Here is a 24,593-nt window from a genome sequence, read left to right as displayed (position 1 = left end):
TGGCAAGATTACTGAGGGAGGAGGTGTTCTACTTCATCCGGATGAAAAATAATTCAGGGGGATGAGAAAGGAGGAGAAAGTTAACCGAACAAGGTATTAGTGCGATTAGTCACAGTTCTAAGGAGGAGTAGACGGTTTTTATTAATTTTCTGCTCAACAAAATGCCAAATAGCTCAAATTTTTTCCTAAAAACGTCATATTTCTGTAATAAAATTACATTTACAATTTTTTATAAGGCGCTTGACCTCATGCAAACAAAACTATTTACTAAAGCCTCACTACAAGGAAAATAATATTTATAAAGTGATGAATATGCAGCGCTCACATCCCTATCCTCAAGGCGCAACACTGAATGAAAACGGGTGTAATTTTTCGATTTATGCTCCCGGTGCGCCAAAAATCCAGCTGGCCATTTTTGATCAGCATGGCGATTTTCAGAGCTATCCGCTTGCGAATGAATATGCGGGGATAAAACACACTTTCATCCCTGGAGTGACCGCTGGCACCAAATACGCTTACATCGTCGAGAAAGATGGTAAGCCGCATTTGATTTCCGACCCGTATGCCAAAGCGATCTCCCGACCGCTTCACTACACATTGCCTTTCGACTCTGAAAAAAGCTTTAAACTTGCCGAGTGTGTGGTGGTCGATGACCAATTTGATTGGCAAGGTATCGAACGCCCTCGCCGTCCTCGCGAAGAGATGGTGTTGTTTGAAACCCATGTGAAAGGTATTTCTAAGCTCAACCCGAGTGTCCCTGAGCACCAGCAAGGCCGCTACTTAGGCTTAGTCAGCCACGCGATGATCGAGTTTTACAAGCAGCAAAATATCAACACTCTGCAACTGCTGCCAATTGCGGCCTGTATGCACGAGCCACATCTGCTCAAAATGGACAAGGTCAATTACTGGGGCTACAACCCATACTTGTTTATGGTTCCCGACCCTAGATACGCGGAATCTGACGCGGTAAACGAGTTAAAAACTGCGATCCGAGAACTACATAGACACGGCATTGAAGTGATTCTGGACGTGGTCTACAACCACACCGCTGAGGGTGGTGCAGACGGTCCGGTATTTAACCTAAAAGCCCTCGACCAGCACTACTATCTCAAACACGGCCGCCACTTTGCCAATTACACTGGTTGTGGCAATACGGTTGATCTTTCATACCAGCCTAGCCTCAACTTGGTGATGGATACGCTGCGTTACTGGGTCAATGAATACAAGGTCGATGGCTTCCGTTTTGACCTCGCAGCCACTTTGGGCCGTCATGGTGATCATTTCAGCCAAGACGCCGGATTCTTTAAGGCTGTCGCTCAAGATCCGGTGCTGAGAGACGTTAAGCTTATCGCAGAGCCTTGGGATATCGGTCCGAACGGCTACCAAGTCGGTAACTTCCCGTTTGGCTGGAACGAGTGTAACGACAGACTGCGCGACATCACCCGTAGCTTCTGGCGTGGCGACCAAGGTTTTCTCAAAGAGTTTGCCACCCGTATTATGGGCTCACGTGACCTTTACAGTGCTGCCAACTGGCCATACAAACTAACGGTCAACTACATCACCTATCACGATGGGTTCTGTATGCAAGACCTTGTCTCGTACAAGAACAAGCACAACGAAGCCAACGGTGAACATAACCGTGATGGCCACGGTGACAACCGCTCCGACAACTACGGCGTGGAAGGTGAGACCGAAAACCAAACAATCATTGAGAAACGTGAAAAGCAGAAACGCAATTTTATGGCGAGCCTGCTGTTTGCTTTTGGTATTCCGCACGTGCTGACCGCCGATGTTCTGTCGCACACTCAACGTGGTAACAACAACGCGTACTGTCAGGACAACGAAATCAGTTGGCTTGATTGGCACATGACGCCACAGAAAGAGTGCTTTAAAGAGTGGTTGGCGCAGATGGTCAAAGCTCGTCAGACCTACATGGTGCCGTTTATTCGTGCGTTCAGTGGCGAAAAGCGTAACGACAACCGCATTTTCTGGCGTCGACTCGATGGCAGTTTTATGGAGCACGAAGACTGGAACATGTTGAGCTCTGTGGCGCTGCATTTAGGGTTAGGCAAAAACGGCGACGAGCTGTTCTACTGCATTAACCAGACCAATGCCCCTGCCCGATTCACGCTTCCGAGCGATGCGAATCAGGAATGGGTGATGATTTGTAATACCGACTCTCACGAACTGCACCAAACTATCGACCACAAACAGGTCTTAGTTGCTCCGGCATCTATCGCGATTTTCCACGCCAAATCGTGGGCATCGTATGCACCTGTTTGGTAAGGGCTTACATATCCCCTAACTTCATCTAAAAAAGGCACACTGTGCCTTTTTTTTATTGGCATATCTTACATTTAGCCGCAACTTGTCTTGAACTGACGCTAAATAGCCTGAACAATACAAACATCCAATGACTTTTATCCGCCTGACGAACAGGCCGCGTGATACCGCTTTCAGGAACAAGGTATGTCAGACAAGATTTCCACTACTGCGCTTGCAAAGCTACGTTCAATTGAACCTAAGCAATTGTTCGCAGAGCTAAAAACTGCGGGTTATATTAACCGTGCGGAAGAGAGCTGGGTGCTTACAGAACTCGGGGCAAAATTTGGTGGCGAGTATGTCGAGCACGCCAAATTCGGCAAGTTTATTGTCTGGCCTGAAAATCTGCTCATTGATTCCAGCGCCACCAGCGGAAAAACACTAAGCGCGACACAAATCGGTGAGCGATTTGACCTCAACGCGAAAAAAATCAATCAACTGCTGCAAGAACTCGGCTGGATCAACCGCAGTAAAAACGGCTGGCAAGTGAGTAATTCCGGTCTCACTGTCGGCGGTTATCAGCGCGAAGACAAAGAGAGCGGCCCGCAGTTTGTTGTTTGGCACGACTCCATCGTTCGCAATAAGCGCCTAAAGCAATCTGTATTGGAGTTCTCCGGGCACGATGCAGAGGTGCACGCAACCGACAAGTCACTTTCCAGTTTCAGACAAAAATTCGAAGCCAAACACCGCACTCTTGACGGCCATTACGTTCGATCCAAAGGCGAGTTGATCATCGATAACTGGTTATACATGAACGGCATTGTGCACGCCTATGACCGACAACTGCCCATCGAGCAAGACGTGCTGAGTGATTTCTACTTACCGCAAGGCAAAGTTTATCTGCAATTTTGGGGCAGAGACAACGGCAGCATATCTGATAAACAGCGTGAGCAGATCAGGTCGATCTACCAAGCACACCAGTTTGAACTCATCGAAGTATTCCCAGAAGAGATCGATCAACTGGATAACGTATTACCGTCAAAGCTGCGCGAGTACGGCATCAAGGCTTACTAATTCGTTATACCAATTCGCTTTGCTGCTCGGTTGAGGTTAGCCAGCCGACTAAGTTGGCAACTTTGGCGTTGTCGTTATCGCTGTGTGACATCAGGTAATATCCGTTGCCTGACGACACCACTTCATCAAAGGGCTGTATCACTCGCTTGAGTTTTAAGTCTTGCTCAGCCAACGTCAAATCCCCAATTGCAATCCCATAACCGAGTTGCGCTGCGTTCATCGCTTGATCGAGCGTGGCAAAGGTCTGATTGGTTTTACCTTTCAGCTTTGGTAACCCACAGGCGTTAAGCCACAGTTGCCAGTCAGATTGTTCTTGGTTGGCGTGTAACCAGGTAAATCGGTCAAGCAAAGACTCATCCCCTTGCTCAGATGCCAAGCGTTGCTTTTGCCACAGTTGTGGCGAGCAAATCGGCGCGAGTTTTTCTTCAAACAACAACGCTTGCTGAACATTTTTAGTTTTGCTCGGTTTGCCGTACATCACCACTACGTCAAAGCTATCAAAGTTAGGGATAGGTTGGTGCTTGGTGGTTGAGGTTAATTCAACATTGATATCAGGATACGCTTGTTGAAAACTCGCCAAACGGGCAAGAATCCAACTGGTAATACAGCTTGGTGCGTTTAACTTGATCCGGTTTGCGCCTTCAGAGACCTCTCGCACCGCACCTTGCAGACGCTTAATGATGTCTTCCGCCATTGGTACAAACTTGTCCCCTTCAGGGGTTAACGCCAACCCTCGAGCCTGACGATAAAACAGCGTCGCGCCGATGATCGACTCCAACGCCTGTATCTGGCGACTGATCGCGCCTTGCGTCATATTCAGCTTTTCTGCCGCATGGGTAAAGTTAAGGTGCTCAGCGGTAGCTAAGAACGCTTGTAAGTTTTTTGTAGAGGGCAGTCGACTGTTCATTCTCGCACCGTTGAGCCATGTTATTTTTGCATGCCTATTATGTCTTAATTTCGATTCATTATTAAATTCATTTTGACTAGATTAACAATTAGCCCCGCGAAAGATGAATTTTATTTCATTCATCACGATTTATAAGTCACACAAAAGGATTTTTCATGGGTTCACTTGCAGACAAATTAGCGCCTGAGAGCATAAAAAAATTAATACCTTATCAATCTGCACGTCGCATAGGAGGTTCGGGGAGACTATGGCTCAACGCGAACGAACTCGAGCAATCCATCGCGTTTAGTGAGCAGCAATCTGACTACAACCGCTACCCAGACTTTCTTCCACATGAGATTGCAAGCGCATACCAGCAATATTGCCAAACTGAGCAACCTGTACTCGCGGTGCGAGGAGCAGATGAAGCTATTGACCTGTTGATTCGTACTTTCTGTAAACCGGGCGCAGACAGCATCGCGATCTGCTCACCGACTTACGCGATGTATGAGTTTTGCGCCGAATCCTTAGCCGTTGAGACCATCGACGTACCATTGCTCGCGCCAGACTTTGCGTTGGATGTAGACGGCGTAGTCAAAGCCGCGAAACACTCAAACATCGTTTTTCTTTGTTCGCCAAACAACCCGACGGGACAACTGCTGAACAAAGCTCAGGTCATCGAGATCTTAGAGCAGACCAAGCAAGACGCGTTGGTGGTGGTCGACGAAGCCTATATCGAATTCGAACTGGCACAGAATGTGGTGAGCTTAATCGACCAATACCCAAATCTCGTGGTGATTCGTACCCTGTCAAAAGCGTTCGGTTTGGCGGCGGTAAGGTGCGGATTTATCGTCGCGACGCAAGAGGTGATGGACTACGTGATGAAGCTGATTCCGCCGTATCCAATGCCTGACAGCTCGGCAGAAATCGTTCTTAAGGCATTGAGTGAGCAAGGATTAGCGAAAGTCGCGGCCAGCACACAAGCACTTATCGAGACCAAGCAACGCTTTATCAACAATATTAAAGAACTGCCTTGGATAGAGACCATCTATCCTTCGGCAACAAACTTTGTTTTAATTCGTACACACGCGGATGTTGATCTGTTTGGTTACTTAGCTGAACAAGGGATTGTGACGCGCAATCAGGCTCATGAGCCGAGTCTGAAACACTGTGTTCGTATCACTGTCGGCTCAGAACAGAGCATGCAAGAAGTCGCTCAAACTATCTGTAACTACAACAAAACGCAGACAACATCGAAGTAAATAAGGGACTAACTATGAAAAAACTACTTAGCGTACTGGCTTGTTCAACCATTCTTTTTGCTGCACCGAGCATGGCCAAAACGGTCAGACTGGCTTCAGATTTTACCTATCCACCGTTTAACTACATGGACGCAAGCGGCAATCCAGCAGGTTTTGATATCGAAATCGCGGATGCGCTTTGCCAAGAAGCCAAGCTGGAATGTACTTGGGTTTCACAAAGCTGGGATTCATTGATTCCTGCGTTGATGGCACACAAATCCGACGTGATCATGGCATCGATGCGTATCACTGAAGAACGTAAAAAACGCGTATTGTTTACCGACAAGTATTACCAAACGCCAGCACGCTTTGTGGCGAACAGCGAACAAAAACTGGTTATCAGCAAAGAAGGCCTGAAAGATAAAGTCATCGGCGTACAAACAGGTACGATCCACGACCGTTACGTAACGGATATGTTTGGTGACGTTGCCGATATCAAGCGCTACGCAGGTCAGGATGAAGTGTACATCGACATGCAGAACGGTCGTCTGGATGCGACATTTGGCAATTCAGACCAACTTGCATTGGCATTCCTAGACAAAGAGATTGGCGAAGGCTTTGAGTTTGTGGGTGAAGCGGTGACAGACAAAGCGTACATCGGCGAAGGTACGGCTCTGGCTCTTCGACAGAAAGACAAAGCACTAGCAGAGAAGTTTAACCAAGCTATCGAAGCGATTCGCGCTAACGGAACATACGATAAAATCGCGAGTAAATACTTCACGTTCGATATCTACGGTGAAGAGCTATAATTACCAGCCTCTTAAAATCACAAAAGCCCCAACACGGGGCTCTTTTATTGGCTTAAATTTGGTTGATTCGATTAGCGTGGGTAACGCGCCATCGCCGCTTCTTCTTTAGACACTACCGCTTTACCGATCGGCGCAAGCGAGATATACGCCAGTTTTAAGTGCTGTAGCGCAAACGGAATACCGATGATGGTAACGAAACACGCTACCGCAGAAAAGATATGGCCAATTGCCAGCCAAATACCAGCTAAAAGAAACCAAATCACGTTACCGATGAATCCCAGCGCTCCCGTGCCAATATCTTTGCGGCGGGTCAGTTCATCACGCTCAATCACTTCCTGACCGAATGGGAAGAACGAAAAGTTGCCCATAACAAAACACGCGCGTCCCCATGGGATACCGATGATACTGACAAATGCGAGTAGGCCGAAGAACCACCACATCAGTCCCATTACAACGCCACCACACAGAAACCAAATGATATTTCCGAGTATTCTTAACACCTTACTACTCCTTAACGAATTTAACTGTAGACCGGTTCGTAGTGTTCTACAGTTGGGAATGGTTCATAAAAATGATGTAAAAGCGCTTTCCATTCCTGATATTCCGCCGACTGCCTAAAACCTTGCTCATGGTCGACTAATGTTTCCCAGTTTACCAATAAAATATAGCGACTGGGCTTTTCAATACAATGTTGCAGTTGATGAGACACATACCCTTTCATCGAGGCTATGATCGCCTGCGCTTTGGCAAAGTTGCGCTCAAATTCTTGTTCTAAGCCTGGCTTCACGTCCAGTACTGCCACTTCTAGTATCATGAGTTTTCCTTAACCCTAGATGAATACCTGTACATTAGGTGAGTATCTTACATTAATCCTTTCCAGACAGCGGTCGCACCGCTTACAGAGCAGAGCAACAACGCCCCCATACGAATCTTCTCTTTAGGCAAAGAGTACGTGGTCATACGCGCCAGCTTGTAACCAACCCAAGAGGCGGGAATAAGCGGGATCGTAATCCAAACGTGGTGCCACGAAAGAAATCCAGCGGGTATTTGAATGACCAACGAGATGATCGAACTGAAGACGAAGAACGCCGACAAGTTACCACGCAGTTGGTTCGCTTCCTGATGTTGCAGCAGCAACGCCATCGGCGGACCACCGATCGCAGAGCTCGTACCAAAAAAGCCAGAAAAGAAGCCTGCAATGGTCATGCGAGTTGGCGTCGGTTCAATACGAAATGGCAATAAACTCACCGCCACTGCGAACAGTACCAGTCCTCCCAGCCATAACGCCAGCATATCGGTCGAAACCATCACCAACAGGACGCCACCCGCGAGCGATCCCGGCACCCGACCGATCAATGCCATTTTCAGACCGCCAATCTCCACGCTATCTCGGTGTTTTAACGCGTTCAGCAACGAGATAAACAGCGCCACCACACAAATAGGTGCCGGCACGTAATCAGGTGAAATCAAAAACAGTAACGGCGCAGCCACCACGGCTAAGCCAAAACCGATGGCGGTTTGAACAAAAGAACCGAGGAAAATTAATAGCGCAGCAATCAATGCTTCGGTGGAGATCCATTCAGCGAACATACACGAGGGGAAACGTTAAGAAACTATGCGCCCATCATAATAGAAATGCACCTGGATTGCTCAACATTCATCGCAAGATTAAACACTTAATTAACATCTCTGTATCTTGCCTTTTCGGCACACTTCGCATCTACAAATTGACCTTAATCAAGCGAAAGGCGTTTATACCCTTTCGGACGATGTAAAAAAGACAACAGCTTGATAGGATTCTGGCACGTTTGTTCCGCTAGTAAAGTCAATGAACCCAAATCTAAATAAAGTGCTGCTTGAGATAGCACTCAATCTTAGCTCAAACCTGAACAGTGAAGCCCAGTACCAACATCTCATCAACGGCATCGACAAAGTCTTTCCTTGTGATGCCAGTGCCTTATTTGTGTTGGACGAAGACGGTTTTCTTACTCCCGTCGCCGTTAAGGGGCTTTCTGCCAGTGTTCTAGGGCGTCGATTTTTTCCCAAAGCGCACCCAAGACTCGAAGCCATCATGCAATCGAAGCAGCCTGTTCGCTTTGGCGCAGACTGCGAGTTGCCTGACCCTTTCAGCGGCGTGCTACTCAGCGAAGAGGCCGAATTGGATGTGCACGACTGCTTAGGTTGCAGCTTATATGTTGACGGACAACTGGTGGGCGTTTTGACGCTCGACTCACTGACTGTTGGCGCGTTTGATGTAATTGAATCCGTTACCCTTGAAACCTTCGCCGCCCTCGCCGCGGCAACGCTGCGTAACATTGGGCAGATCAAAGCATTAAAAGCGCAGAACAAAAAACAAAAGAACGTCACTCAAGCTTTGATCCAACAAGCACGTTCCAAGCAAGGTGAGATGGTGGGCTTAAGCCCGCAAATCCAGCAACTGCGCAATAATATTGAAACCGTCGCCAAGTCTGATTACGCAGTTCTGATCACTGGTGAAACGGGTGTTGGTAAAGAACTGGTCGCGCACAGCGTCCACGCCCAATCCAGCCGCCGCGATAAAGCGATGATTTACGTCAACTGCGCCGCACTGCCAGAAGGACTTGCGGAAAGCGAGCTGTTTGGGCACGTTAAAGGCGCGTTTACTGGCGCAAACAGCCACCGCGCGGGTAAATTTGAACTGGCAGACGGTGGGACGATTTTCCTTGATGAAGTCGGCGAGTTGCCTTTGGTGCTGCAGGCTAAATTGCTGCGCGTGATTCAACAAGGTGAACTACAACGCGTCGGTAGCGACCAGCACCTGTTGGTCAACGTGCGTATTATCGCAGCGACCAACCGCTCGCTGGAACGAGAGGTCGAACAAGGTCAGTTTCGCGCCGATCTATTCCATCGCCTCAACGTGTTCCCAATCTCAGTGCCACCGCTGCGTAAACGCGAAGGTGACATTCCAGTACTGGCGGGCTACTTGCTGGAAAAAGTTCGCAGCCAGTTCAATATCCCGAACCTGCACTTACATTCTAAGTCACTTACTTTGCTAGAAAAGCAGCCTTGGCCGGGCAACGTGCGCGAACTGGAACACACCTTAACCCGTGCGGCGTTGCGAGCGATTCAGGAACAGCAGCAGATCATCAAAGTCAGTCATTTTGATAGCAGCCTAACCAAGCAAGATGTCAAAAATACATCCAAGTACTTTCCGGATAACAGCCACGGTATGCGCTCGCTGGTTGAGAACTATCAGAAAGACTTGATTGTCTATGCGCTTGAAAAATCGAACGGAACTTGGTCAAAAGCGGCGGAATTTCTGCAAATGGATCGTGGCAACCTGTATCGCATGGGTAAAAAGTTCGACCTTTCAAACTAGCTCTTCAATATTATCGATGTAAAAAAGACAACCTTTGCGTTGTCTTTATTACATCATATGGATAATAAAAATAAGATAAAATCCTTTAAATTCATAATTTTAACTATTGGCACGCAATCTGCTCTAACAGTGGCATCGAAAAGAGAAGCGGCTCGACCGCAAATAAAGAACTTACTGTTATTGGAGAAGCGCAATGTTCTGTATTCAATGTGAACAGACTATTCAAACCCCTACCGTTAAAGGCTGCTCGTTCGCACAAGGCATGTGTGGCAAAACTTCTGAAGTATCCGACCTACAAGACGTGCTGGTTTACACCCTACAAGGTGTTTCTTACTGGGCAGAACAAGCGCTGCGCTTTGATATTGTTGACGACGAAGTCAACCAATGGGCGCCAAGAGCGTTCTTCTCTACATTAACCAATGTTAACTTTGACCCTGAACGAATTCTTGAACTGTCTGCTCAAGCGGCGACATTCAAAGCGCGCTTAAAAGAACAAACTCTTGCTGCCGCGAAACTGACTGACACCAGCATCGACAACATCCCTGCTGTCGCGGATTTCGACCTACCGCAAAGCGAAGAAGAAATTCTCGCATTCGCGCCTCAAGTGGCGGTAAACCGCGGCTACCAAAGCATTAGCGAAGACGTAATCGGCCTGCGCCTACTGTGTCTGTACGGTCTAAAAGGTGCAGCAGCTTACATGGAGCATGCACGCGTACTGGAACAAACCAACAACGACATTTACGCTGAATACCACCAAATCATGGCTTGGTTAGGCACAGACCCAGAAGACCTAGGCGCACTGCTAGATTGCTCGATGCAAATCGGTCTGATGAACTACAAAGTCATGGAAATGCTTGACCACGGTGAAACCAAGACCTTTGGTCACCCAGAGCCAACTCAAGTAAACGTAAAAACCGTTCAGGGCAAGTGCATTCTGGTTTCTGGCCACGACTTGCACGACCTAGAGAAAATCCTTCAGCAAACCGAAGGGAAAGGTATTAACGTCTACACCAACGGCGAAATGCTACCAGCACACGGTTACCCTGAGCTTAAGAAATACTCGCACCTAGTGGGCAACTACGGTAGCGCATGGCAAAACCAACAGAAGGAGTTCGCCAACTTCCCTGGTGCGATTGTGATGACGTCAAACTGCTTGCTGAACCCAAATGTCGGCCAATACGCAGATCGCTTATTCACTCGTAGCATCGTAGGTTGGCCGGGCGTGGCACATATTGAAGGTGACGATTTCAGCCAAGTGATCGAATGCGCATTGGCGCAACCGGGCTTCCAACACAACGAGATCGAGCAGATGATCACGGTTGGATTTGGTCGTAATGCACTGATGAGCGCGGCACCTGCGGTGGTTGAGCAAGTGAAAGCGGGTAACATCAAACACTTCTTCCTTGTCGGCGGTTGCGATGGTGATAAATCTGAACGTAGCTACTACACCGACTTTACTGCAAGTGCACCAGATGACACGCTGATCCTAACGCTAGCGTGTGGTAAGTTCCGCTTTAACAAAAACCAGTTTGGCGATATCAACGGCATCCCTCGCCTGTTAGATGTAGGCCAGTGTAACGACGCTTACTCAGCAATCCAATTGGCTCTTGCTCTATCAAAAGAGTTTGACTGCGACATCAATGAACTGCCGTTAACGCTGGTCCTGTCTTGGTTCGAACAAAAAGCTATCGTAATCCTGCTAACGCTGTTTGCACTGGGCGTAAAAGGCATTTACACCGGTCCAACCGCACCTGCGTTCTTGACCGACAACCTGATTAAGATCATCCAAGATAAGTTCGATATGCGCAGTATCGGCAACGTTGAAGACGATCTAAAAACCATCCTTGCAGCTTAAATCCCTGCTGTCCCTTGCCCGGCCAAATTTTTGGCTGGGCACTTTTGTATGAGAGAACTCCATGATTAATGAATGGCAAAATAATCAGCCGACGACGCTGCGCTGCATCGACAAGTGGCAGGAAACTTCTGATACCTTTAGTTTTAAGCTAGCGAGCACCCAATCCGATCCTACACTCACATTCGATTTTAAACCGGGACAGTTTGTTTCATTGGGGTTTGAACTGGCTGGCAAGATGGAATATCGCGCCTATTCGATCAGCTCCGCGCCGGCAGAACACTATCTGCAACTGACGGTGAAACGCGTTGATGGCGGCTTGGTATCCAACCACATGATTGACCACTTCAATGTCGGTGATAACGTTTCGGTGTTAGCGCCAACTGGTCCATTTAACGCGGTCGATTGCGCGCCGAAGTCTAAAGTTGCGCTACTCAGCGCCGGCTGTGGTATCACGCCAGTGATGTCGATGGCAAAAACATGGTTGAAAGCTCAAGCCGACATCGACATTACCTTTATCCATATGGCGAAAAGCAGCGCACAGACGATTTATTTCGATGAACTCGAGACATTGCATTCGCTTTATCCCAACTTCCATTTACGTCTGTTACTCAAAGACAATGCTGGCACAGAGCATCCTCAAGGACGTTTGGACCAAGAGTGGCTTCGCGCACTCTGCCCTGACTTAAGCGAGCGCACGGTTTACCTGTGTGGTCCAACCCAGTTTATGCAAGATATGGAGCAAAACGCCTTAGCACTTGGTGTTGATCCTTCGCAGTTCCATCAAGAGAGTTTTACACCGATTGAAGCGCATACAGAAAACAGCGGCGGTGACGCAGTGCAGTTTGAAGTACCGGCATTCGGCGTTGCTACGCAGGTCGAGCAAGGTGCAACGCTCGCCGATGTATTGGAAGAAAACGGTGTGCCAATCATTATCGCCTGTCGCAGCGGCATGTGCGGCTCTTGCAAGTGCAAAGTGACCAAAGGCGAAGTGAGCCGAACCAGCACGGAAACTCTGACTGAAGAAGAGTTGGCGCAAGGTTATACGCTCGCCTGTTCAAGCCAGATACAAAGTGACGTCGAAGTGTCACTCACCTAGACACAAAAAAGCGCCAATATAAATCGGCGCTTTTTATTTACTCGTCGATTAGCGAATTAATCTCACCACCAGCGAGCCCGGCGCTCTGACCGATTCCACATTGTGGCTGATCACCGTGCCATCAATCGGCGAACGATAGGTTTCAACTTCATCACCAAAGCTGTTGTATTGCGTTGCCAGTGTTTGTCCTTCGCTCACGCGGTCCATTAGTTCAACATGGCAAATCACAAATCCACCTTGGCTCGCACGGACGCTGACAATCTCGTTGCCTTCCACGCAAGGAGTCGGCGCAGAATCGACAGTGCCAGCAATCACTTCATAGGCTTTCAGAATATTGAGCACGCCGCGTGTCGCTCTGTCGACCATCTCTAGGTCGGTGTAACGCCCGATACCGACTTCGATGGTAATAGAAGCGATCCCCGCTCGGTTGTAGACGGTTTCAAGAATCCCAGGGTCGCCCGGGTCGTTGAGAATCACATCGGGATTGATCAGTCTTGCCATGCGAATCGCGTCTTCCAATCGGTAGTCGGCAAACGCATAAAGCGGATACGCCGAGCCGCTGGTTTGAGAGTGAAGATCGATCGCTAGGTCCGCGTTGGGTTTGAGCAAATTCTCCCACAAACTATTGGCGTAACGACTGGCATCGTCACCAGTTGGGCTGCCGGGAAACACACGGTTTAAGTTGGCGGAAGAGCTGTCTGGCGCTGCAGAATGAAAGTCACGACTATGACGGGCGATCCCCGACAAATTCACCGTTGGTACAATCGTCACCACGCCAGCGATCTCTTTGCCCACCAACTCGCGCGCTAAGCGTTGCGCGGTCAGGATGCCGTTTTGCTCGTCACCATGAACGCCCGCGGTAATCACAAAACGTTTCCCCTCTTTTGCCCCTTTGAACACTCTGACAGGCAAGGTTTGTGGGTGGCCAATCGCGTCGGTGGCAACGGCAAACCAGAACTTGTGTTCTCCGGCGTTTAACGTATTCACATCCAAAGCTTGGATGGTCGGGTACATTGGCATAATGCACTCGTTGAGGGGTTTGGTCATTGACATCTCCATTGCTTGCGGGCTCGACCGAATGACCATCCAGTATAATCTTAGCGATGTTAATTTTCACGAACAGATGTAACAACCACGCTCACAAGAATTAATCCTCCTCCCACCAATTGCAGCGCCGATAATGACTCCTGCAGCCACAGCATGGCAAACAGAGCGCCAAACAATGGCTCGCTACCCATCAACAAAGAGACCCGTGTGGGTGATGTTTTTCTCACCGCGTAATTCTGCACATAGAACGCAAACAAGGTACAGAACAGCACCAGATAGGCGACAATCAACCAAAACTCTTGTTCTACGGGCAGCACGAATTCTGAACTCGGCAAATAGCCCCACGCCGCGAGCAAAGCTACCAGCGCGACCACCAACGACTGCAAACAGGTCAGCGTCGAGGTTGTTATCTTTTTGCCCTCGGTAAAGCGCTTGGTTGACGTGACCATCACCGCCCTTAATAGCGCAGCGGTGAGGATCAAGTAGTCACCGCGATTTAGCGACAACTCAAAGCCTTGTTTGCTGGTCAGCAGTAATACGCCGACAACACTGCATAGCGTGAGCACTAACAAGGTATTACTCACGCGCTTTTTATTGATCACCAACTCCGCAAACGCCGTTAGAATCACGCTTAAGCTGATCAAAAAAGCTGCATTAGACGCCGAGGTTTGCGCTACTCCGAACACTTCGCATAAAAAAATCGCCGAGAGAATAAAACCGGTCGGTATCGCAATTGACCAGTCTTGATTCAGACCACGACGAAAATCTCGAATCACCACAGGTAAGATGGATAAAAAAGTGATTGAGAAACGAATCGCAATAAACACCAAAACACTGGTATACAGCAACGCACTTTTGGTGAGTCCATAACTGGTTCCCCAAAATACCGCCACCAGCAATAACAGCCCTTCGGTTACCGGTAGGCGAACTCCTCGCCTTAAATATGAACTCTCTGCCGTAGTCATCGCCGTCTCCTTTTGGCTTACATATTGACTTAAGCAGTATCTATAAGTAACCATGTCGAAACAATATAGACATTGCGCAAAGGATAATTGCATTATGGATACAAATAAGCTCATCCCTTTATTATCAGAGATGGCGGTTTTTGTGCAGGTGGTGGAATCAGGAAGTTTCTCTGCCGCAGCAACGAAACTTGGCGTCGCTCCGTCTTCAATAAGCCGCTCAATTGCACGCTTAGAGGGTGCGCTGGAAGAGAAGCTACTTGAACGCACCACGCGCCAGATGCGCTTAAGTGCCACTGGTCAGCAAGTCTTTAACCTTTGTCGCGATATGCTTAGTGCGGCGAAACTGGCGGTATCCGCGGCTCAGGTCGACAAAGCGACGGTCTCTGGTTCGCTGCGAGTCGCCGCGCCGAAAGCCTGGTCGAGACAAGTCTTGATGCCGCATATCCTCGATTTCAGCGCCGCGTACTCTCAAGTTGAGCTGCAACTGAAAGTCGCCGACCATTACATTGACCCAATCGGCGATGAAGTCGACGTCATTATCCATATCACCGAATCGCCAGTGGCGGGGCTGATCGCTAAACCGCTGGGCAGTTGTAAGTTAGTGTTGTGCGCCAGCCCAAGCTATCTCGCGCAACACGGTGAGCTTACCCACCCGAGCGAGCTAACCAAGCACAATTGCATCCGCTTAGGTGAAGATCCAAAAGACTGCATTTGGGAGTTTTTGCGGCACGAAGAAAAGTTGCCGATTGGTATTCGCGGCAGTTTCGCCGTCAACCATAGTGAATTACGCCGAGAAGCGATGTTGCGTGGAATGGGAATAACCGTGTTACCAGAGTTCGCGATTCGCGATTATATTGAGTCAGGTGAAGCGGTCGAACTGTTGCCAGAATGGCGTTTGTTAGGGCGCTATCAAGGGCAAGTCGTGGCTCAGTATGCACAATCAAAATACATCCCGAGCCAGATTAAGATCTTTATCGAGTTCTTGCAGAATCGCTTAGCGCAGTTGAGCGTGTAGCATTTCGACTAAGCGTTCTGCCAACTGGTGGCTAGCGAGATTCCTTGCTATCACCGAAGTGTCGAGTTTGCCTTGCTCGATCACTTGGAGCCAGTCGGCAATCATCGCCTCAAAACCTTTACTCGCTAACATTGGTATCCAGTCTTTCAAACGCAGCACCGATTCCTCGCCGTTTTGCCAACATCGCCCTTGAGTGAACGAATCAAACTCAAACGCTTGGTTGGTGTAGCTGGCGGATACGCGCTCCGAAGTAATACCAAACTGACGGTTCATCGACGCGTGCAACAAGGTGTTACCGGCTTGCCACTGCACATCTAATCGTGCCAGTTGCTGACCTGAAAATTGCTGGGTAACGTACACATCATCCAATGTCGATTTAGCGTTTAGATTGATGCTATCCAGCGGATGAATAAAGTCATCGAACACAAACGTGCGAATCTCACCCGGAAGGTCAAAACGATGCTTTTCCCAGCGCAAGGACAGCAAATCACCACTGTACCCTAATTGGTACTCTGGCATCGATTGGTTGAAAAGAGGGATATGGCGACGATTAAAGCCGACGTAAAGCGGCGTCTGCTGCCGTTCGGCGAGCTCATATAACTCTTCTACGTCCGCCGCGCTATCGGCAAGAGGTTTATCAACAAATGTTGGAATCCCCAGTTTAAGAAAGTAACTGGCGATCTGGGTATGTACAGACGTCGCCGCGTGCACCATCACGGCGTCCACACCCAACTCCACTAATTGACGATAATCGTGGCAAGACTGGGCGACTCGGTATTTTTGGCTAAGCTGCGCCAGCGTTTGAGCATTGCGGGTACAAAATATCGGTTCGACATTTTCTAGCTGGCTAATGATGGGCAAATACGCTTTCTGCGCAATGTCACCCAAACCAATAATTCCGATCTTCATCTTAATTTAACTCCATCTTAAAACGCGGACTTCGTTGCCTTCGTCAGGCTGCGCAGGAATGTTCATCGACAACGCAAATGAGACGCCCGCCATCGCTGCACCAATGTAAAACACCGCTGCTGGCGATACCAACCAAATCAAACCAAATGTGACCGGGATAAACACCGCTGCAATGTGGTTGATGGTAAATGCGACGCCTGCGGTGGATGCCATATCTGCCGGATCCGCGATTTTTTGGAAGTAGGTTTTAATTGCCAGCGCTAACGCAAAGAACAGATGGTCTACCACGTACAGAGCAGCCGCCCATTCTGCGGACTGAACCAAAGCGTAGCCGACAAAGACACAAATCAGACCGGTGTATTCGAACATCAGCGCTTTTCGCTCGCCCACTTTACCGATAAAACGGCCAATTTTTTTCGCAAACAGGAAGTTAAACAAGTAGTTAATCAGGAACAGCATAGTAATATCTGCGGCGGAATAACCAAACTTTTCCACCATCAAGAAGCCCGCAAACACGGTAAAGATCTGACGACGTGCGCCACTCATAAACGTTAAGGCGTAGTAGAGCCAGTAGCGCTTTCTCAACACCAATTTTTTATTTTGTGGCACTTCAGATTTAAACTGCGGAAAAGCCAACGTCATCCACAACACCAACAGAAAACCCACGCCACCAAAACTCAAATAGACCCACTTAAAGTCCATGTTGAGCACTTCCAAACACACCCAAAGCGCGCCATAAGTGCAGAGTGACGCCAATGCGCCAACGGAAATGAATTTACCCAACATTTCTGGCGCTTCTTCTTTCGATAACCACTGCAGCGAGAGTGATTGTTTGAGCGTTTCAAAGTAGTGGAAGCCTGTCGACATCAGTAAAGTCGTCAGCAACAAACCAAATAATGAAGGAAAGAATCCAGTCAGCGCCGTACCTAATGTCAGTGCACAAAGCGATAGCAGAATGAATTTTTGCTCGCGGATAAACAGCAGGACAAACACCGCGGTAAACGCCAAAAAGCCCGGAATTTCGCGCACGCTTTGCAGCAAACCAATGTCTGCGCCGTCGAAATTGGCTTTTTCAATCACGAAGTTATTCAGCAACGCCATCCAACTTGAGAACGCGATGGGAACCACGATTGAAATTATTAACAGGAAGTTTTGTGGGGTTTTCCAACTAGCCGACTGATCCATTTTATAAATCCGATTTGTATTTTTCTTTTACATTATAGCCATAAGAAGTAATAAACAATGTTCTATTCTTTGCTTGAGCGATTAATAAAAAGAAAAGCAAAATATAGACTTAAAAATTTCTTTAAAACAACACTTTAACAAATCTAAATTAATCGCTATTGTGGAGAAATGTTGAACCAGTCGAGAAGATAATCATATGGAAATAATCATTCGTCCTACGTTAGTTAGCGATGCAGCTGCATTATGCGATATCTATTCACAGCCGAACGCACAGCGTGAAACTCTGCAACTGCCAAAACCTTCTCTCACCATGTGGACGAAACGACTGGAAAACATGCCAGAAGGCGTTTATAGCTTTGTCGCCGAGGTGGATGGACGCGTCGTCGGAAACATTGGTCTTGAGCATTCACAACGCCCTAGAATCGCACACTGCGCCTCGTTTGGAATTGGGGTTCACGATGACTTTCACGGTTTGGGCATCGGCAGCAAACTGATTGAAACAGTGATTGATCTCGCAGACAACTGGCTACAGGTGAAGAGAATTCAAATCGAAGTCAACAGCGACAATGAAAAAGCGATCGCGTGCTACAAAAAATTTGGCTTTGAAATTGAAGGCGAAGCGAAATTTGGTTCGTACCGAGACGGTGAATATATCAATACCTATTTTATGGCGCGGATTAAAGCGTAAATAATTCAGGCTTACTTGAGGGTAAGCCTGTATTTCTTCATCTAGCTAAAAGATCAATATCAACCTTTATTATTGTTCTCCCCTCCTCCGAAAAATCATCCAAAGCGTAACGCAATTCATGCCATTAAACTCGCTCTAAAGTTGTGAGAGTTTTATGAGAATTCGGTGATATTACCGAGAGATCTATTCGTCATCCTTGAAAGTAAGCGCGCAAAACGTAGCGCCTCAGTGACTCAAGTCGTCCATTTGGAAAAGCCGTAACAGGACTTGGGAATTTACTCTCATTAAAGGATGGAATCACAATGAAAAAACCTACCCAACTCGGACTCATCATGACTTCAGTTGCGCTCACTCTTGGTTCAGGGGCAATCAATGCAAAAGAGCTGGAGATTACGATCACCAACGCCACCAAAGGGATCTACTTTACGCCACTGATCGTTGCTGCTCACGGTTCGGATCTACAGATGTTTAGAGCGGGTGATGCTGCAACACCAGAGCTTGAAGCCATGGCGGAAGGTGGCGATATCTCTGGTCTATCGAGCTTAATTGGTAATGCTGGCGGTGAAGTGGTTGAGAATCCAGCAGCCGGTATTTTAAATCCGGGCATCGCGACCACGTTTACTATCAACACAGGTAGTCACAAATACCTTTCCCTCAGCGCGATGCTACTGCCAACCAACGATGGTTTTGTTGGTCTAGATAGCTGGAAAATCCCATCCAAATCGGGCACCTATCAAACCACGCTTCTTAGCTACGACGCTGGCACCGAAGCCAATGATGAGTTAGCGAGCAGTATGCCTAACCCGCCGTTTATTACATTCGGCTCGGGCGGTTCTGGTGTAGAAACCACAGTGAGCAACGACAAAGTTCACATACATCCGGGTAACTTGGGCGATAGCGATGCAACAGGCGGTATCAGCGACTTAGACAGCAGCAGCCACCGTTGGTTAAACCCAGTTGCCACCATGACCGTTGTCGTTAAGTAAGGGGGATGTATGAAATACAGAATCTTACTTGTCGCAGCATCAGTGGCGTTGCTCGCTGGTTGTCCGAAGAGTGACGATAACGACAAGACGTATCGGTATACAGTCAGCGTCACCAACTTAACCGCTAGTCAGCCTATGTCTCCGTTGGCTGTGCTTACGCATAATAGTAATTATCAGCTATTCTCCGTGGGGCAAAGCGCTTCAGTTGAACTAGAGCGTTTAGCAGAAGGAGGCAGCAACGCAGAACTTATTGCGCTGATGAATAGCAACGCCAATGTCCATGAAGGGATCTCCGGTCATGGCTTAATACTCCCGGGTACATCGGATCAAGTGACCTTTAGCGTCGACCCTGACAGCTACGCTTACTTATCTGTCGCCTCGATGCTAGTGAACACCAACGATGCGTTTGTCGGCGAATCAGGGCTGTCACTCAAGTCGCTTTCCGTGGGTGAGCGCTTTGAAATGAACATGAATGTTTGGGATTCCGGTACCGAAGCAAACGACGAGCTAGCGTCAACAATCCCAGGCCCCGCTGGCGGTGGAGAAGGCTTTAATGCAGCCCGAAACGATAGCGATGACGTGGTGAGTTTCCATCCGGGTGTTGTCAGCCAAGACGATGGATTACCAACCTCAACACTGTCCGCCGTTCATCGCTTCTTAAACCCCGGCGCTAAAGTCACCATTACACGGATAGAGTAATGTTTACTTGTCTGTTGTCGAACTTTCCAAGGAGCCTTTCGTCGGGCTCTTTATTAACCATGACTTTATTAAGGTTTTAGTGAAAGAAAGCCTAAATAAATCCGGTCATGTGCAGAGGGATAAAACTCAAGCACAGGGAAAGGTTTATGGAACGACAAGCGGACAATGCAGTCGCCAACATTTTGCTGGTAGAAGACGACGATGACTTGGCGGAGCTGGTGCAGATACACCTTAAGTTTCAAGGACACCGTGTGTCTCGGGCAACCACGGTCGCAGAGGCAAAAGCTCAGTACCGGCAACAGCCTTTTGATTTGCTGGTGCTTGACCGAGGCTTGCCAGACGGCGACGGCTTAGACATTTGCCATGCCCTGCGCCAACAGCAAGATTGGAGTCCGGTGTTAATACTGACCGCCCAAGACGCAGAAATGGACAAAGTTGAAGGGTTGGAAGCGGGTGTCGATGATTACATCACCAAACCCTTCAGTGTCTTGGAGTTTCAAGCCAGAGTGCGAAATGTGCTGCGTCGACTCAAGCAAAGCACGGATACGACAGTGGAAAAAGAGACAGCAAGCGCGACCGATGCTATGACGTTTGGCGCATTGAAAATACTGCCCGAATTGCACCAAGTATCACTGAATAACCACGAGATCACGCTGACGGCTACTGAGTTTACTTTGCTTCAATTTCTTGCCTCTCGTCCCGGTAGAGTCTACAGCAAGGATGAGTTGCTCGATTACGTCTGGCATACCCATCATTCTGGCTATCACCACACGGTGTGCAGCACCATCAACCGATTGCGGCGCAAGTTATCTTTGTCTGACTCACAGCACCACTTCATTCAGACGGTGTGGGGAGTGGGCTATAAATTTCAACCACAGCAGTAACCCCTGTGGTTTGGAGAGGTAAAGCAAATGAGCTTTAAATCCCGCTTAGTCGTTTTCACCAGTTTATGGTTTTGTTTGGCCTCGGTTGCGATTTTGCTCACTTATCACTGGCAAAAAGAAACCATTGAACAAGGCACTAAACAAAGCCTGCACAAAGAGCTCGCCAGTCACATGCGCGATGATAATCCGTTAATGATAGGTACGGATTACAACCCCAAAGCGTTGAAGGCCATTTTCCACACCTTGATGCTCCTTGGGCCCGATTTCGAAATTTATTTCCTTGATAGCCAAGGTAATATCACTACCCACGCAGCGCCGGAAGGGACAGAAATGATGGAGGCTGTCGACCTAGCTCCAATCAAACAATTCCTAAACAACCAACCCTTTCCCATCTTAGGCGAAGACCCACGTAATCGTGGTGAGCATAAAGTATTTTCGGTGGCGGCTATCGAAGAACTTGGTTCAACGGTCGGCTATCTCTACGTGGTGATAGGCAGTACGCGGCATACAGCGATCGCGAATGCGCAAGTTGATACGCCGTACATGGCCCTCGCTGGGTTGGTATTAGTTTCGATCATTGGCTTTGCCATCGGCGCGTACTGGTTGGTCAAACGTAGCTTGCTGCGCCCTATCGAACGAGTAACGAATCAACTGCAGAAACAAGCAGAGCACGACTTTCGCCTGCAAGCAGACTTTACTCGACAAGTGCCAGAGCTGGTGCCGATTGCACATTCTTTTCATTTAATGGCAAAGCATATCCAGCAACAGTTTTTGCAGCTGGAGTATCAAGCTGAACATCGCCGTCAAAGCTTATTGCAACTTAGCCATGACTTAAAAACACCACTGTCGAGTGTATTGGGTTACATCGAAACGTGGCGCTTTCAACACCCCAAATCTAATCCGTTGATTGAAGTCGCCTACCGCAACGCAGAAAAACTCTCCGAGCAATTGCACTCGTTGTTGGCTATCGCCAAGCAAGAAGCGCCAACACCCAATTACGATTATCGCCCAGTAGACTTGGCAGCATTGATCTCAGAGTGCGCCGAGACAATGCGACCTCCGTTTGAGCGCAAAGGCGTGACGTTGAAGCTCGAGATGGATAACGAAATGCAAACCGTCGGAGACAAAGGATTGCTTGAACGGCTGATACTCAACTTAATGGAGAATGCACTGCGCCACAGCCCAACAGACTCAGAGGTAAACTGCCAAGCACGTTTGAGCGGAGACAAATCCCGTGTTCATTTCAGCTTATCGAACCGAGTTGAAGAGGGAGCTGAGAGCGGCTCACTCGGAATTGGCACCAAAATCGTTCAATCGATCTTAATGCTGCATCATAGCTATCTTCAAAGCAGCGTGACGTCTTCTCAGTATCAACAGACGTTTATTCTAAGAGCCGCCAATACCGGCTCAACCACAACTGAATAAACGCTAGTAAGAAATCAGACTTACTACTCAGTAAGCCTTAAGTTGTCGTAGCGCTTTATCTTTTAGCGCTTCGGTGTAAGCATTGATTTTCCAATGATTTGGGCTCCACCCTTTGACAAAGCGCTGGAAATCAGTCCACGCGATAGCAAATAGTGGTCGCCAACTTTGCTCGACGCCCCTTGCGTCAAGCTCCGGCCGCAATTCAATTAACGCCTGCCTAAGATGTTTAAAATATTCATCCAGCAGCCATTGTTCGGTTGCCTGACATTCATCGGGCGTAACGGCGCTACTCATAAATAACGCAACGTCTTTCATCGCACATCCGGCTCCGACGTATTGAAAATCTACCGCTGCAGCTCGGTCACCTTGCTCGGTAAAGCAGAAGTTCGCCAACTTGGCATCGCCGTGAACCAAGGTTGGATATGGCGAGTGTTTTAATACTTGGTCTATCCGCTTCGCTGCCGCTTTCAGCGTTTGGTCTTCGAGAGCATCGAGTTCGTCAGGCCGAGTTGCCAAATGCCAGTATGTGCCCGTCTCCCAGAGTCCGCTCGCATCCACTTGGATATGCTGAGCATGAAAATAGGCCAACCAACGCAAACACGCGCACAAATGAATAGGTTTTGCTTGGGTTATCACCTGACTAAAGCCACGTTGTTTGAGGTCTTCCATCACCAGTAGCCATTCATTTTCATGCTGTTCAACCCACAAAGCGTTGGGCGCAGGGCTATTAGCATTGAGCTGGGCGACATAGTGTTGATACCAACACAGTTCCACTTGATACGATTTCAGCTTGCGTTTATGCGATAAGTCGGTGTTCCAGCCCCTTGGATGTGAATCCGGTTTGGGCAGGCGCACATGCTTGATGACGATGCTACTGTCATCAACAAATAGCCGAACCAACTCACCGTAGCCACCCCATAAAACTTGCAGTTTTTCACATCGATGAAGAGTACGAAAACCAAGTTGCTCAACGACAGCCAAATAATTCATATGTGCCATACTAAACTTTAAGATGAGCCCACTGAGGATTACGTTCAAGATAGTGGACAACGTAGCTGCAAACTGGCTTCACTTTAACCGCCATTTTTTCCAGTTCAGGCAGTACCGCTTCCATCATCACTTTGCCGTAACCTTTACCTCTGAGTTCTTCTGGAACCTTAGTTGAAGTGATGACATAAACGCCGTTTTCAACTTCAAATTTGACGATTGCGTAGTAATCTCCCTCTAAGTGGACGCGAAATTGCGAGCTATCTGGTTCAAAAAAAAGGACTTTAGACATGTGAAACTCCTAAAACTGATACATAGTTCAAATAAATGAGGCAATTTGATGTTTGAACTAATGACTGGCTATACATAAAATTTATATCGCTCATAGCATTATGACTAACGATATCTTCCCGTTAATTAAAAACATAACACGCGGGATAAAGGGAGACTAGATGAATACCCAAGCGGTAGAGAAGGACCAGGATTCACATCCCGAGAGTAAAGACAGAAGTGTCACCACCGTCCATAGTGCTGATGCCTTAGCCATGATCGAACATGGCGGCGAACTTACTATGGGTATCACGACACCAGTTGGCATGACCTTTCGTTGTAAAACGGCTTTTATCGGCACGCATTCGAGCAGTATGATTCTTGCGGAGTTGCCTGACAAAGTACCGGAGACAGACCTTGATCACTTCTTCCAAGAGGGCTTTTGGTCGACGATTAGGGCAATATCACCGCGAGGTGAAGGGGCAGTGATTCATTTTCGTAGCCAGATACACCACATTGTCAAAGACCCTTTGCCGATGGTGATGCTTTCAATCCCGCCGACCATGCAGGTTTCTCAACTGCGTAAGGAGCCGAGATTTGAAGTTAACTTGGAAGCGAAAGTTGTCTCTGAAGGTAGAAAATTTGACTGCGAGATTCGTGATTTATCGAAAAGCGGCTGCCGATTTATAACTTCTCCACTCAACCACACTTTCCAAATCGGTGAAGAGATCGCGCTTTACGTATTAATCAAATCAGGTCGAGTCAGTTCGTTTGAACCGCTATACGGAACGGTGTGCAACTTACAACGTTCGATGCAGTACGCCAAATACGGTGTGAAATTTAACGAACCAGGTAAAACCAACGCCAAGGATTTACTCAGTCATTTTAAATTTGATGGCACTCGATTGAGACTCAAGTAAATAACACCTAACAAAAAACGCCCTGTTGTCAC

At 48.1% G+C, this 24,593-nt stretch carries 24 protein-coding genes; 14 read left to right on the top strand and 10 right to left on the bottom strand.

What is annotated here, in order from left to right; all coding sequences use genetic code 11:
• Nucleotides 1-312: 312 nt before the first annotated feature.
• Together glgX and AKJ31_RS00860 are read left to right on the top strand one after the other, a co-directional pair.
• Complete coding sequence (gene glgX, locus AKJ31_RS00865) at nt 313-2,286, top strand: glycogen debranching protein GlgX (RefSeq protein WP_053407961.1); 1,974 nt, start codon at nt 313-315, stop codon at nt 2,284-2,286.
• Between the two features lie 183 nt (nt 2,287-2,469).
• Nucleotides 2,470-3,336: a hypothetical protein gene (locus AKJ31_RS00860; protein WP_053407199.1), complete on the top strand. Its 867-nt coding sequence runs from the start codon at nt 2,470-2,472 to the stop codon at nt 3,334-3,336.
• 4 nt (nt 3,337-3,340) lie between these two features.
• On the opposite strand, the gene AKJ31_RS00855 is transcribed toward AKJ31_RS00860, so the two are convergent.
• On the bottom strand, nt 3,341-4,243 hold the full coding sequence (locus AKJ31_RS00855; protein ID WP_053407198.1) for a LysR substrate-binding domain-containing protein: 903 nt from the start codon (nt 4,241-4,243) through the stop codon (nt 3,341-3,343).
• 155 nt (nt 4,244-4,398) lie between these two features.
• Between AKJ31_RS00855 and hisC the strand changes: the two genes are divergently transcribed.
• Complete coding sequence (gene hisC, locus AKJ31_RS00850; RefSeq protein ID WP_053407197.1) at nt 4,399-5,484, top strand: histidinol-phosphate transaminase; 1,086 nt, start codon at nt 4,399-4,401, stop codon at nt 5,482-5,484.
• A 14-nt stretch (nt 5,485-5,498) separates the two neighbouring features.
• A complete protein-coding gene (locus tag AKJ31_RS00845; RefSeq protein WP_053407196.1) occupies nt 5,499-6,272 on the top strand; it encodes an ABC transporter substrate-binding protein in 774 nt (257 codons plus the stop codon).
• A 71-nt stretch (nt 6,273-6,343) separates the two neighbouring features.
• Here AKJ31_RS00845 and AKJ31_RS00840 read toward each other — a convergent pair whose 3' ends face one another.
• From AKJ31_RS00840 to AKJ31_RS00830, 3 genes are read right to left on the bottom strand one after another with little or no spacing between them, the layout of a single operon-like run.
• Nucleotides 6,344-6,772 (bottom strand): YccF domain-containing protein, encoded by a 429-nt coding sequence (locus AKJ31_RS00840; RefSeq protein WP_072161198.1) that lies wholly within the window; start codon nt 6,770-6,772, stop codon nt 6,344-6,346.
• Nucleotides 6,773-6,792: 20 nt separating this feature from the next.
• Nucleotides 6,793-7,086 (bottom strand): antibiotic biosynthesis monooxygenase family protein, encoded by a 294-nt coding sequence (locus AKJ31_RS00835; protein ID WP_053407195.1) that lies wholly within the window; start codon nt 7,084-7,086, stop codon nt 6,793-6,795.
• A gap of 47 nt (nt 7,087-7,133) precedes the next feature.
• Nucleotides 7,134-7,862 (bottom strand): sulfite exporter TauE/SafE family protein, encoded by a 729-nt coding sequence (locus tag AKJ31_RS00830; protein ID WP_053407194.1) that lies wholly within the window; start codon nt 7,860-7,862, stop codon nt 7,134-7,136.
• Between the two features lie 238 nt (nt 7,863-8,100).
• Here AKJ31_RS00830 and norR point away from each other — a divergent pair, with 238 nt between their 5' ends.
• The 3 genes from norR to AKJ31_RS00815 all read left to right on the top strand — a co-directional run bounded on the left by norR (nt 8,101) and on the right by AKJ31_RS00815 (nt 12,581).
• Entirely contained in the window at nt 8,101-9,630 is a 1,530-nt protein-coding gene (gene norR, locus AKJ31_RS00825) for a nitric oxide reductase transcriptional regulator NorR (RefSeq protein ID WP_053407193.1), read from the top strand.
• Between the two features lie 193 nt (nt 9,631-9,823).
• Nucleotides 9,824-11,485 (top strand): hydroxylamine reductase, encoded by a 1,662-nt coding sequence (gene hcp, locus AKJ31_RS00820; protein WP_053407192.1) that lies wholly within the window; start codon nt 9,824-9,826, stop codon nt 11,483-11,485.
• A 61-nt stretch (nt 11,486-11,546) separates the two neighbouring features.
• Nucleotides 11,547-12,581: a hybrid-cluster NAD(P)-dependent oxidoreductase gene (locus AKJ31_RS00815; RefSeq protein ID WP_053407191.1), complete on the top strand. Its 1,035-nt coding sequence runs from the start codon at nt 11,547-11,549 to the stop codon at nt 12,579-12,581.
• A gap of 48 nt (nt 12,582-12,629) precedes the next feature.
• On the opposite strand, the gene AKJ31_RS00810 is transcribed toward AKJ31_RS00815, so the two are convergent.
• Nucleotides 12,630-13,628 carry a succinylglutamate desuccinylase/aspartoacylase family protein gene (locus AKJ31_RS00810; RefSeq protein ID WP_053407190.1) on the bottom strand — a complete coding sequence of 333 codons (999 nt, stop codon included), beginning with the start codon at nt 13,626-13,628 and terminating at the stop codon, nt 12,630-12,632.
• Between the two features lie 59 nt (nt 13,629-13,687).
• Nucleotides 13,688-14,593 carry a DMT family transporter gene (locus AKJ31_RS00805; RefSeq protein ID WP_053407189.1) on the bottom strand — a complete coding sequence of 302 codons (906 nt, stop codon included), beginning with the start codon at nt 14,591-14,593 and terminating at the stop codon, nt 13,688-13,690.
• A 94-nt stretch (nt 14,594-14,687) separates the two neighbouring features.
• Between AKJ31_RS00805 and AKJ31_RS00800 the strand changes: the two genes are divergently transcribed.
• The gene (locus AKJ31_RS00800; protein WP_053407188.1) at nt 14,688-15,608 is read left to right on the top strand and encodes a LysR family transcriptional regulator; all 921 of its coding nucleotides are present in this window, start codon (nt 14,688-14,690) and stop codon (nt 15,606-15,608) included.
• Here AKJ31_RS00800 and AKJ31_RS00795 read toward each other — a convergent pair.
• Nucleotides 15,588-16,517, bottom strand: a complete 930-nt coding sequence (locus AKJ31_RS00795) for a Gfo/Idh/MocA family protein (protein ID WP_053407187.1) — start codon at nt 16,515-16,517, stop codon at nt 15,588-15,590. The genes AKJ31_RS00800 and AKJ31_RS00795 overlap by 21 nt on opposite strands.
• A 6-nt stretch (nt 16,518-16,523) precedes the next feature.
• Nucleotides 16,524-17,702: an MFS transporter gene (locus AKJ31_RS00790; protein ID WP_053407186.1), complete on the bottom strand. Its 1,179-nt coding sequence runs from the start codon at nt 17,700-17,702 to the stop codon at nt 16,524-16,526.
• Nucleotides 17,703-17,898: 196 nt separating this feature from the next.
• Here AKJ31_RS00790 and AKJ31_RS00785 point away from each other — a divergent pair, with 196 nt between their 5' ends.
• The 5 genes from AKJ31_RS00785 to AKJ31_RS00765 all read left to right on the top strand — a co-directional run bounded on the left by AKJ31_RS00785 (nt 17,899) and on the right by AKJ31_RS00765 (nt 22,384).
• The gene (locus tag AKJ31_RS00785) at nt 17,899-18,390 is read left to right on the top strand and encodes a GNAT family N-acetyltransferase (RefSeq protein ID WP_053407185.1); all 492 of its coding nucleotides are present in this window, start codon (nt 17,899-17,901) and stop codon (nt 18,388-18,390) included.
• A 302-nt stretch (nt 18,391-18,692) separates the two neighbouring features.
• Nucleotides 18,693-19,376 carry a spondin domain-containing protein gene (locus tag AKJ31_RS00780; RefSeq protein WP_053407184.1) on the top strand — a complete coding sequence of 228 codons (684 nt, stop codon included), beginning with the start codon at nt 18,693-18,695 and terminating at the stop codon, nt 19,374-19,376.
• A gap of 9 nt (nt 19,377-19,385) precedes the next feature.
• A complete protein-coding gene (locus AKJ31_RS00775; RefSeq protein ID WP_053407183.1) occupies nt 19,386-20,075 on the top strand; it encodes a spondin domain-containing protein in 690 nt (229 codons plus the stop codon).
• Between the two features lie 146 nt (nt 20,076-20,221).
• Nucleotides 20,222-20,959 (top strand): response regulator transcription factor, encoded by a 738-nt coding sequence (locus tag AKJ31_RS00770; RefSeq protein WP_053407182.1) that lies wholly within the window; start codon nt 20,222-20,224, stop codon nt 20,957-20,959.
• Nucleotides 20,960-20,986: 27 nt separating this feature from the next.
• On the top strand, nt 20,987-22,384 hold the full coding sequence (locus tag AKJ31_RS00765) for a HAMP domain-containing sensor histidine kinase (RefSeq protein ID WP_053407181.1): 1,398 nt from the start codon (nt 20,987-20,989) through the stop codon (nt 22,382-22,384).
• 27 nt (nt 22,385-22,411) lie between these two features.
• Here AKJ31_RS00765 and AKJ31_RS00760 read toward each other — a convergent pair whose 3' ends face one another.
• A complete protein-coding gene (locus AKJ31_RS00760; RefSeq protein WP_053407959.1) occupies nt 22,412-23,374 on the bottom strand; it encodes a phosphotransferase in 963 nt (320 codons plus the stop codon).
• A 10-nt stretch (nt 23,375-23,384) separates the two neighbouring features.
• Nucleotides 23,385-23,663 (bottom strand): GNAT family N-acetyltransferase, encoded by a 279-nt coding sequence (locus AKJ31_RS00755; protein ID WP_053407180.1) that lies wholly within the window; start codon nt 23,661-23,663, stop codon nt 23,385-23,387.
• A gap of 160 nt (nt 23,664-23,823) precedes the next feature.
• On the opposite strand from AKJ31_RS00755, the gene AKJ31_RS00750 reads away from it, so the two are divergent.
• Nucleotides 23,824-24,561, top strand: coding sequence for a PilZ domain-containing protein (locus AKJ31_RS00750; protein WP_053407179.1), 738 nt, complete (start codon nt 23,824-23,826; stop codon nt 24,559-24,561).
• The last annotated feature ends 32 nt before the right edge of the window (nt 24,562-24,593 follow it).

Source organism: Vibrio hepatarius, from assembly GCF_001274785.1.
In the GTDB taxonomy this organism is placed as follows: domain Bacteria; phylum Pseudomonadota; class Gammaproteobacteria; order Enterobacterales; family Vibrionaceae; genus Vibrio; species Vibrio hepatarius.
Note: the sequence above shows the minus strand (reverse complement) of the source record. Positions and strands in the feature narration are given on the sequence as shown.

Coding starts and splice junctions, on each gene's coding strand:
- AKJ31_RS00795 (WP_053407187.1), bottom strand. CDS start 16,517: ATGAAGATCGGAATTATTGGTTTGGGTGACATTGCGCAGAAAGCGTAT.
- AKJ31_RS00770 (WP_053407182.1), top strand. CDS start 20,222: ATGGAACGACAAGCGGACAATGCAGTCGCCAACATTTTGCTGGTAGAA.
- AKJ31_RS00790 (WP_053407186.1), bottom strand. CDS start 17,702: ATGGATCAGTCGGCTAGTTGGAAAACCCCACAAAACTTCCTGTTAATA.
- AKJ31_RS00835 (WP_053407195.1), bottom strand. CDS start 7,086: ATGATACTAGAAGTGGCAGTACTGGACGTGAAGCCAGGCTTAGAACAA.
- AKJ31_RS00765 (WP_053407181.1), top strand. CDS start 20,987: ATGAGCTTTAAATCCCGCTTAGTCGTTTTCACCAGTTTATGGTTTTGT.
- AKJ31_RS00815 (WP_053407191.1), top strand. CDS start 11,547: ATGATTAATGAATGGCAAAATAATCAGCCGACGACGCTGCGCTGCATC.
- AKJ31_RS00855 (WP_053407198.1), bottom strand. CDS start 4,243: ATGAACAGTCGACTGCCCTCTACAAAAAACTTACAAGCGTTCTTAGCT.
- AKJ31_RS00800 (WP_053407188.1), top strand. CDS start 14,688: ATGGATACAAATAAGCTCATCCCTTTATTATCAGAGATGGCGGTTTTT.
- AKJ31_RS00805 (WP_053407189.1), bottom strand. CDS start 14,593: ATGACTACGGCAGAGAGTTCATATTTAAGGCGAGGAGTTCGCCTACCG.
- AKJ31_RS00775 (WP_053407183.1), top strand. CDS start 19,386: ATGAAATACAGAATCTTACTTGTCGCAGCATCAGTGGCGTTGCTCGCT.
- glgX (WP_053407961.1), top strand. CDS start 313: ATGCAGCGCTCACATCCCTATCCTCAAGGCGCAACACTGAATGAAAAC.
- hcp (WP_053407192.1), top strand. CDS start 9,824: ATGTTCTGTATTCAATGTGAACAGACTATTCAAACCCCTACCGTTAAA.
- norR (WP_053407193.1), top strand. CDS start 8,101: ATGAACCCAAATCTAAATAAAGTGCTGCTTGAGATAGCACTCAATCTT.
- AKJ31_RS00785 (WP_053407185.1), top strand. CDS start 17,899: ATGGAAATAATCATTCGTCCTACGTTAGTTAGCGATGCAGCTGCATTA.
- AKJ31_RS00755 (WP_053407180.1), bottom strand. CDS start 23,663: ATGTCTAAAGTCCTTTTTTTTGAACCAGATAGCTCGCAATTTCGCGTC.
- AKJ31_RS00830 (WP_053407194.1), bottom strand. CDS start 7,862: ATGTTCGCTGAATGGATCTCCACCGAAGCATTGATTGCTGCGCTATTA.
- AKJ31_RS00860 (WP_053407199.1), top strand. CDS start 2,470: ATGTCAGACAAGATTTCCACTACTGCGCTTGCAAAGCTACGTTCAATT.
- AKJ31_RS00780 (WP_053407184.1), top strand. CDS start 18,693: ATGAAAAAACCTACCCAACTCGGACTCATCATGACTTCAGTTGCGCTC.
- AKJ31_RS00750 (WP_053407179.1), top strand. CDS start 23,824: ATGAATACCCAAGCGGTAGAGAAGGACCAGGATTCACATCCCGAGAGT.
- hisC (WP_053407197.1), top strand. CDS start 4,399: ATGGGTTCACTTGCAGACAAATTAGCGCCTGAGAGCATAAAAAAATTA.
- AKJ31_RS00845 (WP_053407196.1), top strand. CDS start 5,499: ATGAAAAAACTACTTAGCGTACTGGCTTGTTCAACCATTCTTTTTGCT.
- AKJ31_RS00810 (WP_053407190.1), bottom strand. CDS start 13,628: ATGACCAAACCCCTCAACGAGTGCATTATGCCAATGTACCCGACCATC.
- AKJ31_RS00760 (WP_053407959.1), bottom strand. CDS start 23,374: ATGAATTATTTGGCTGTCGTTGAGCAACTTGGTTTTCGTACTCTTCAT.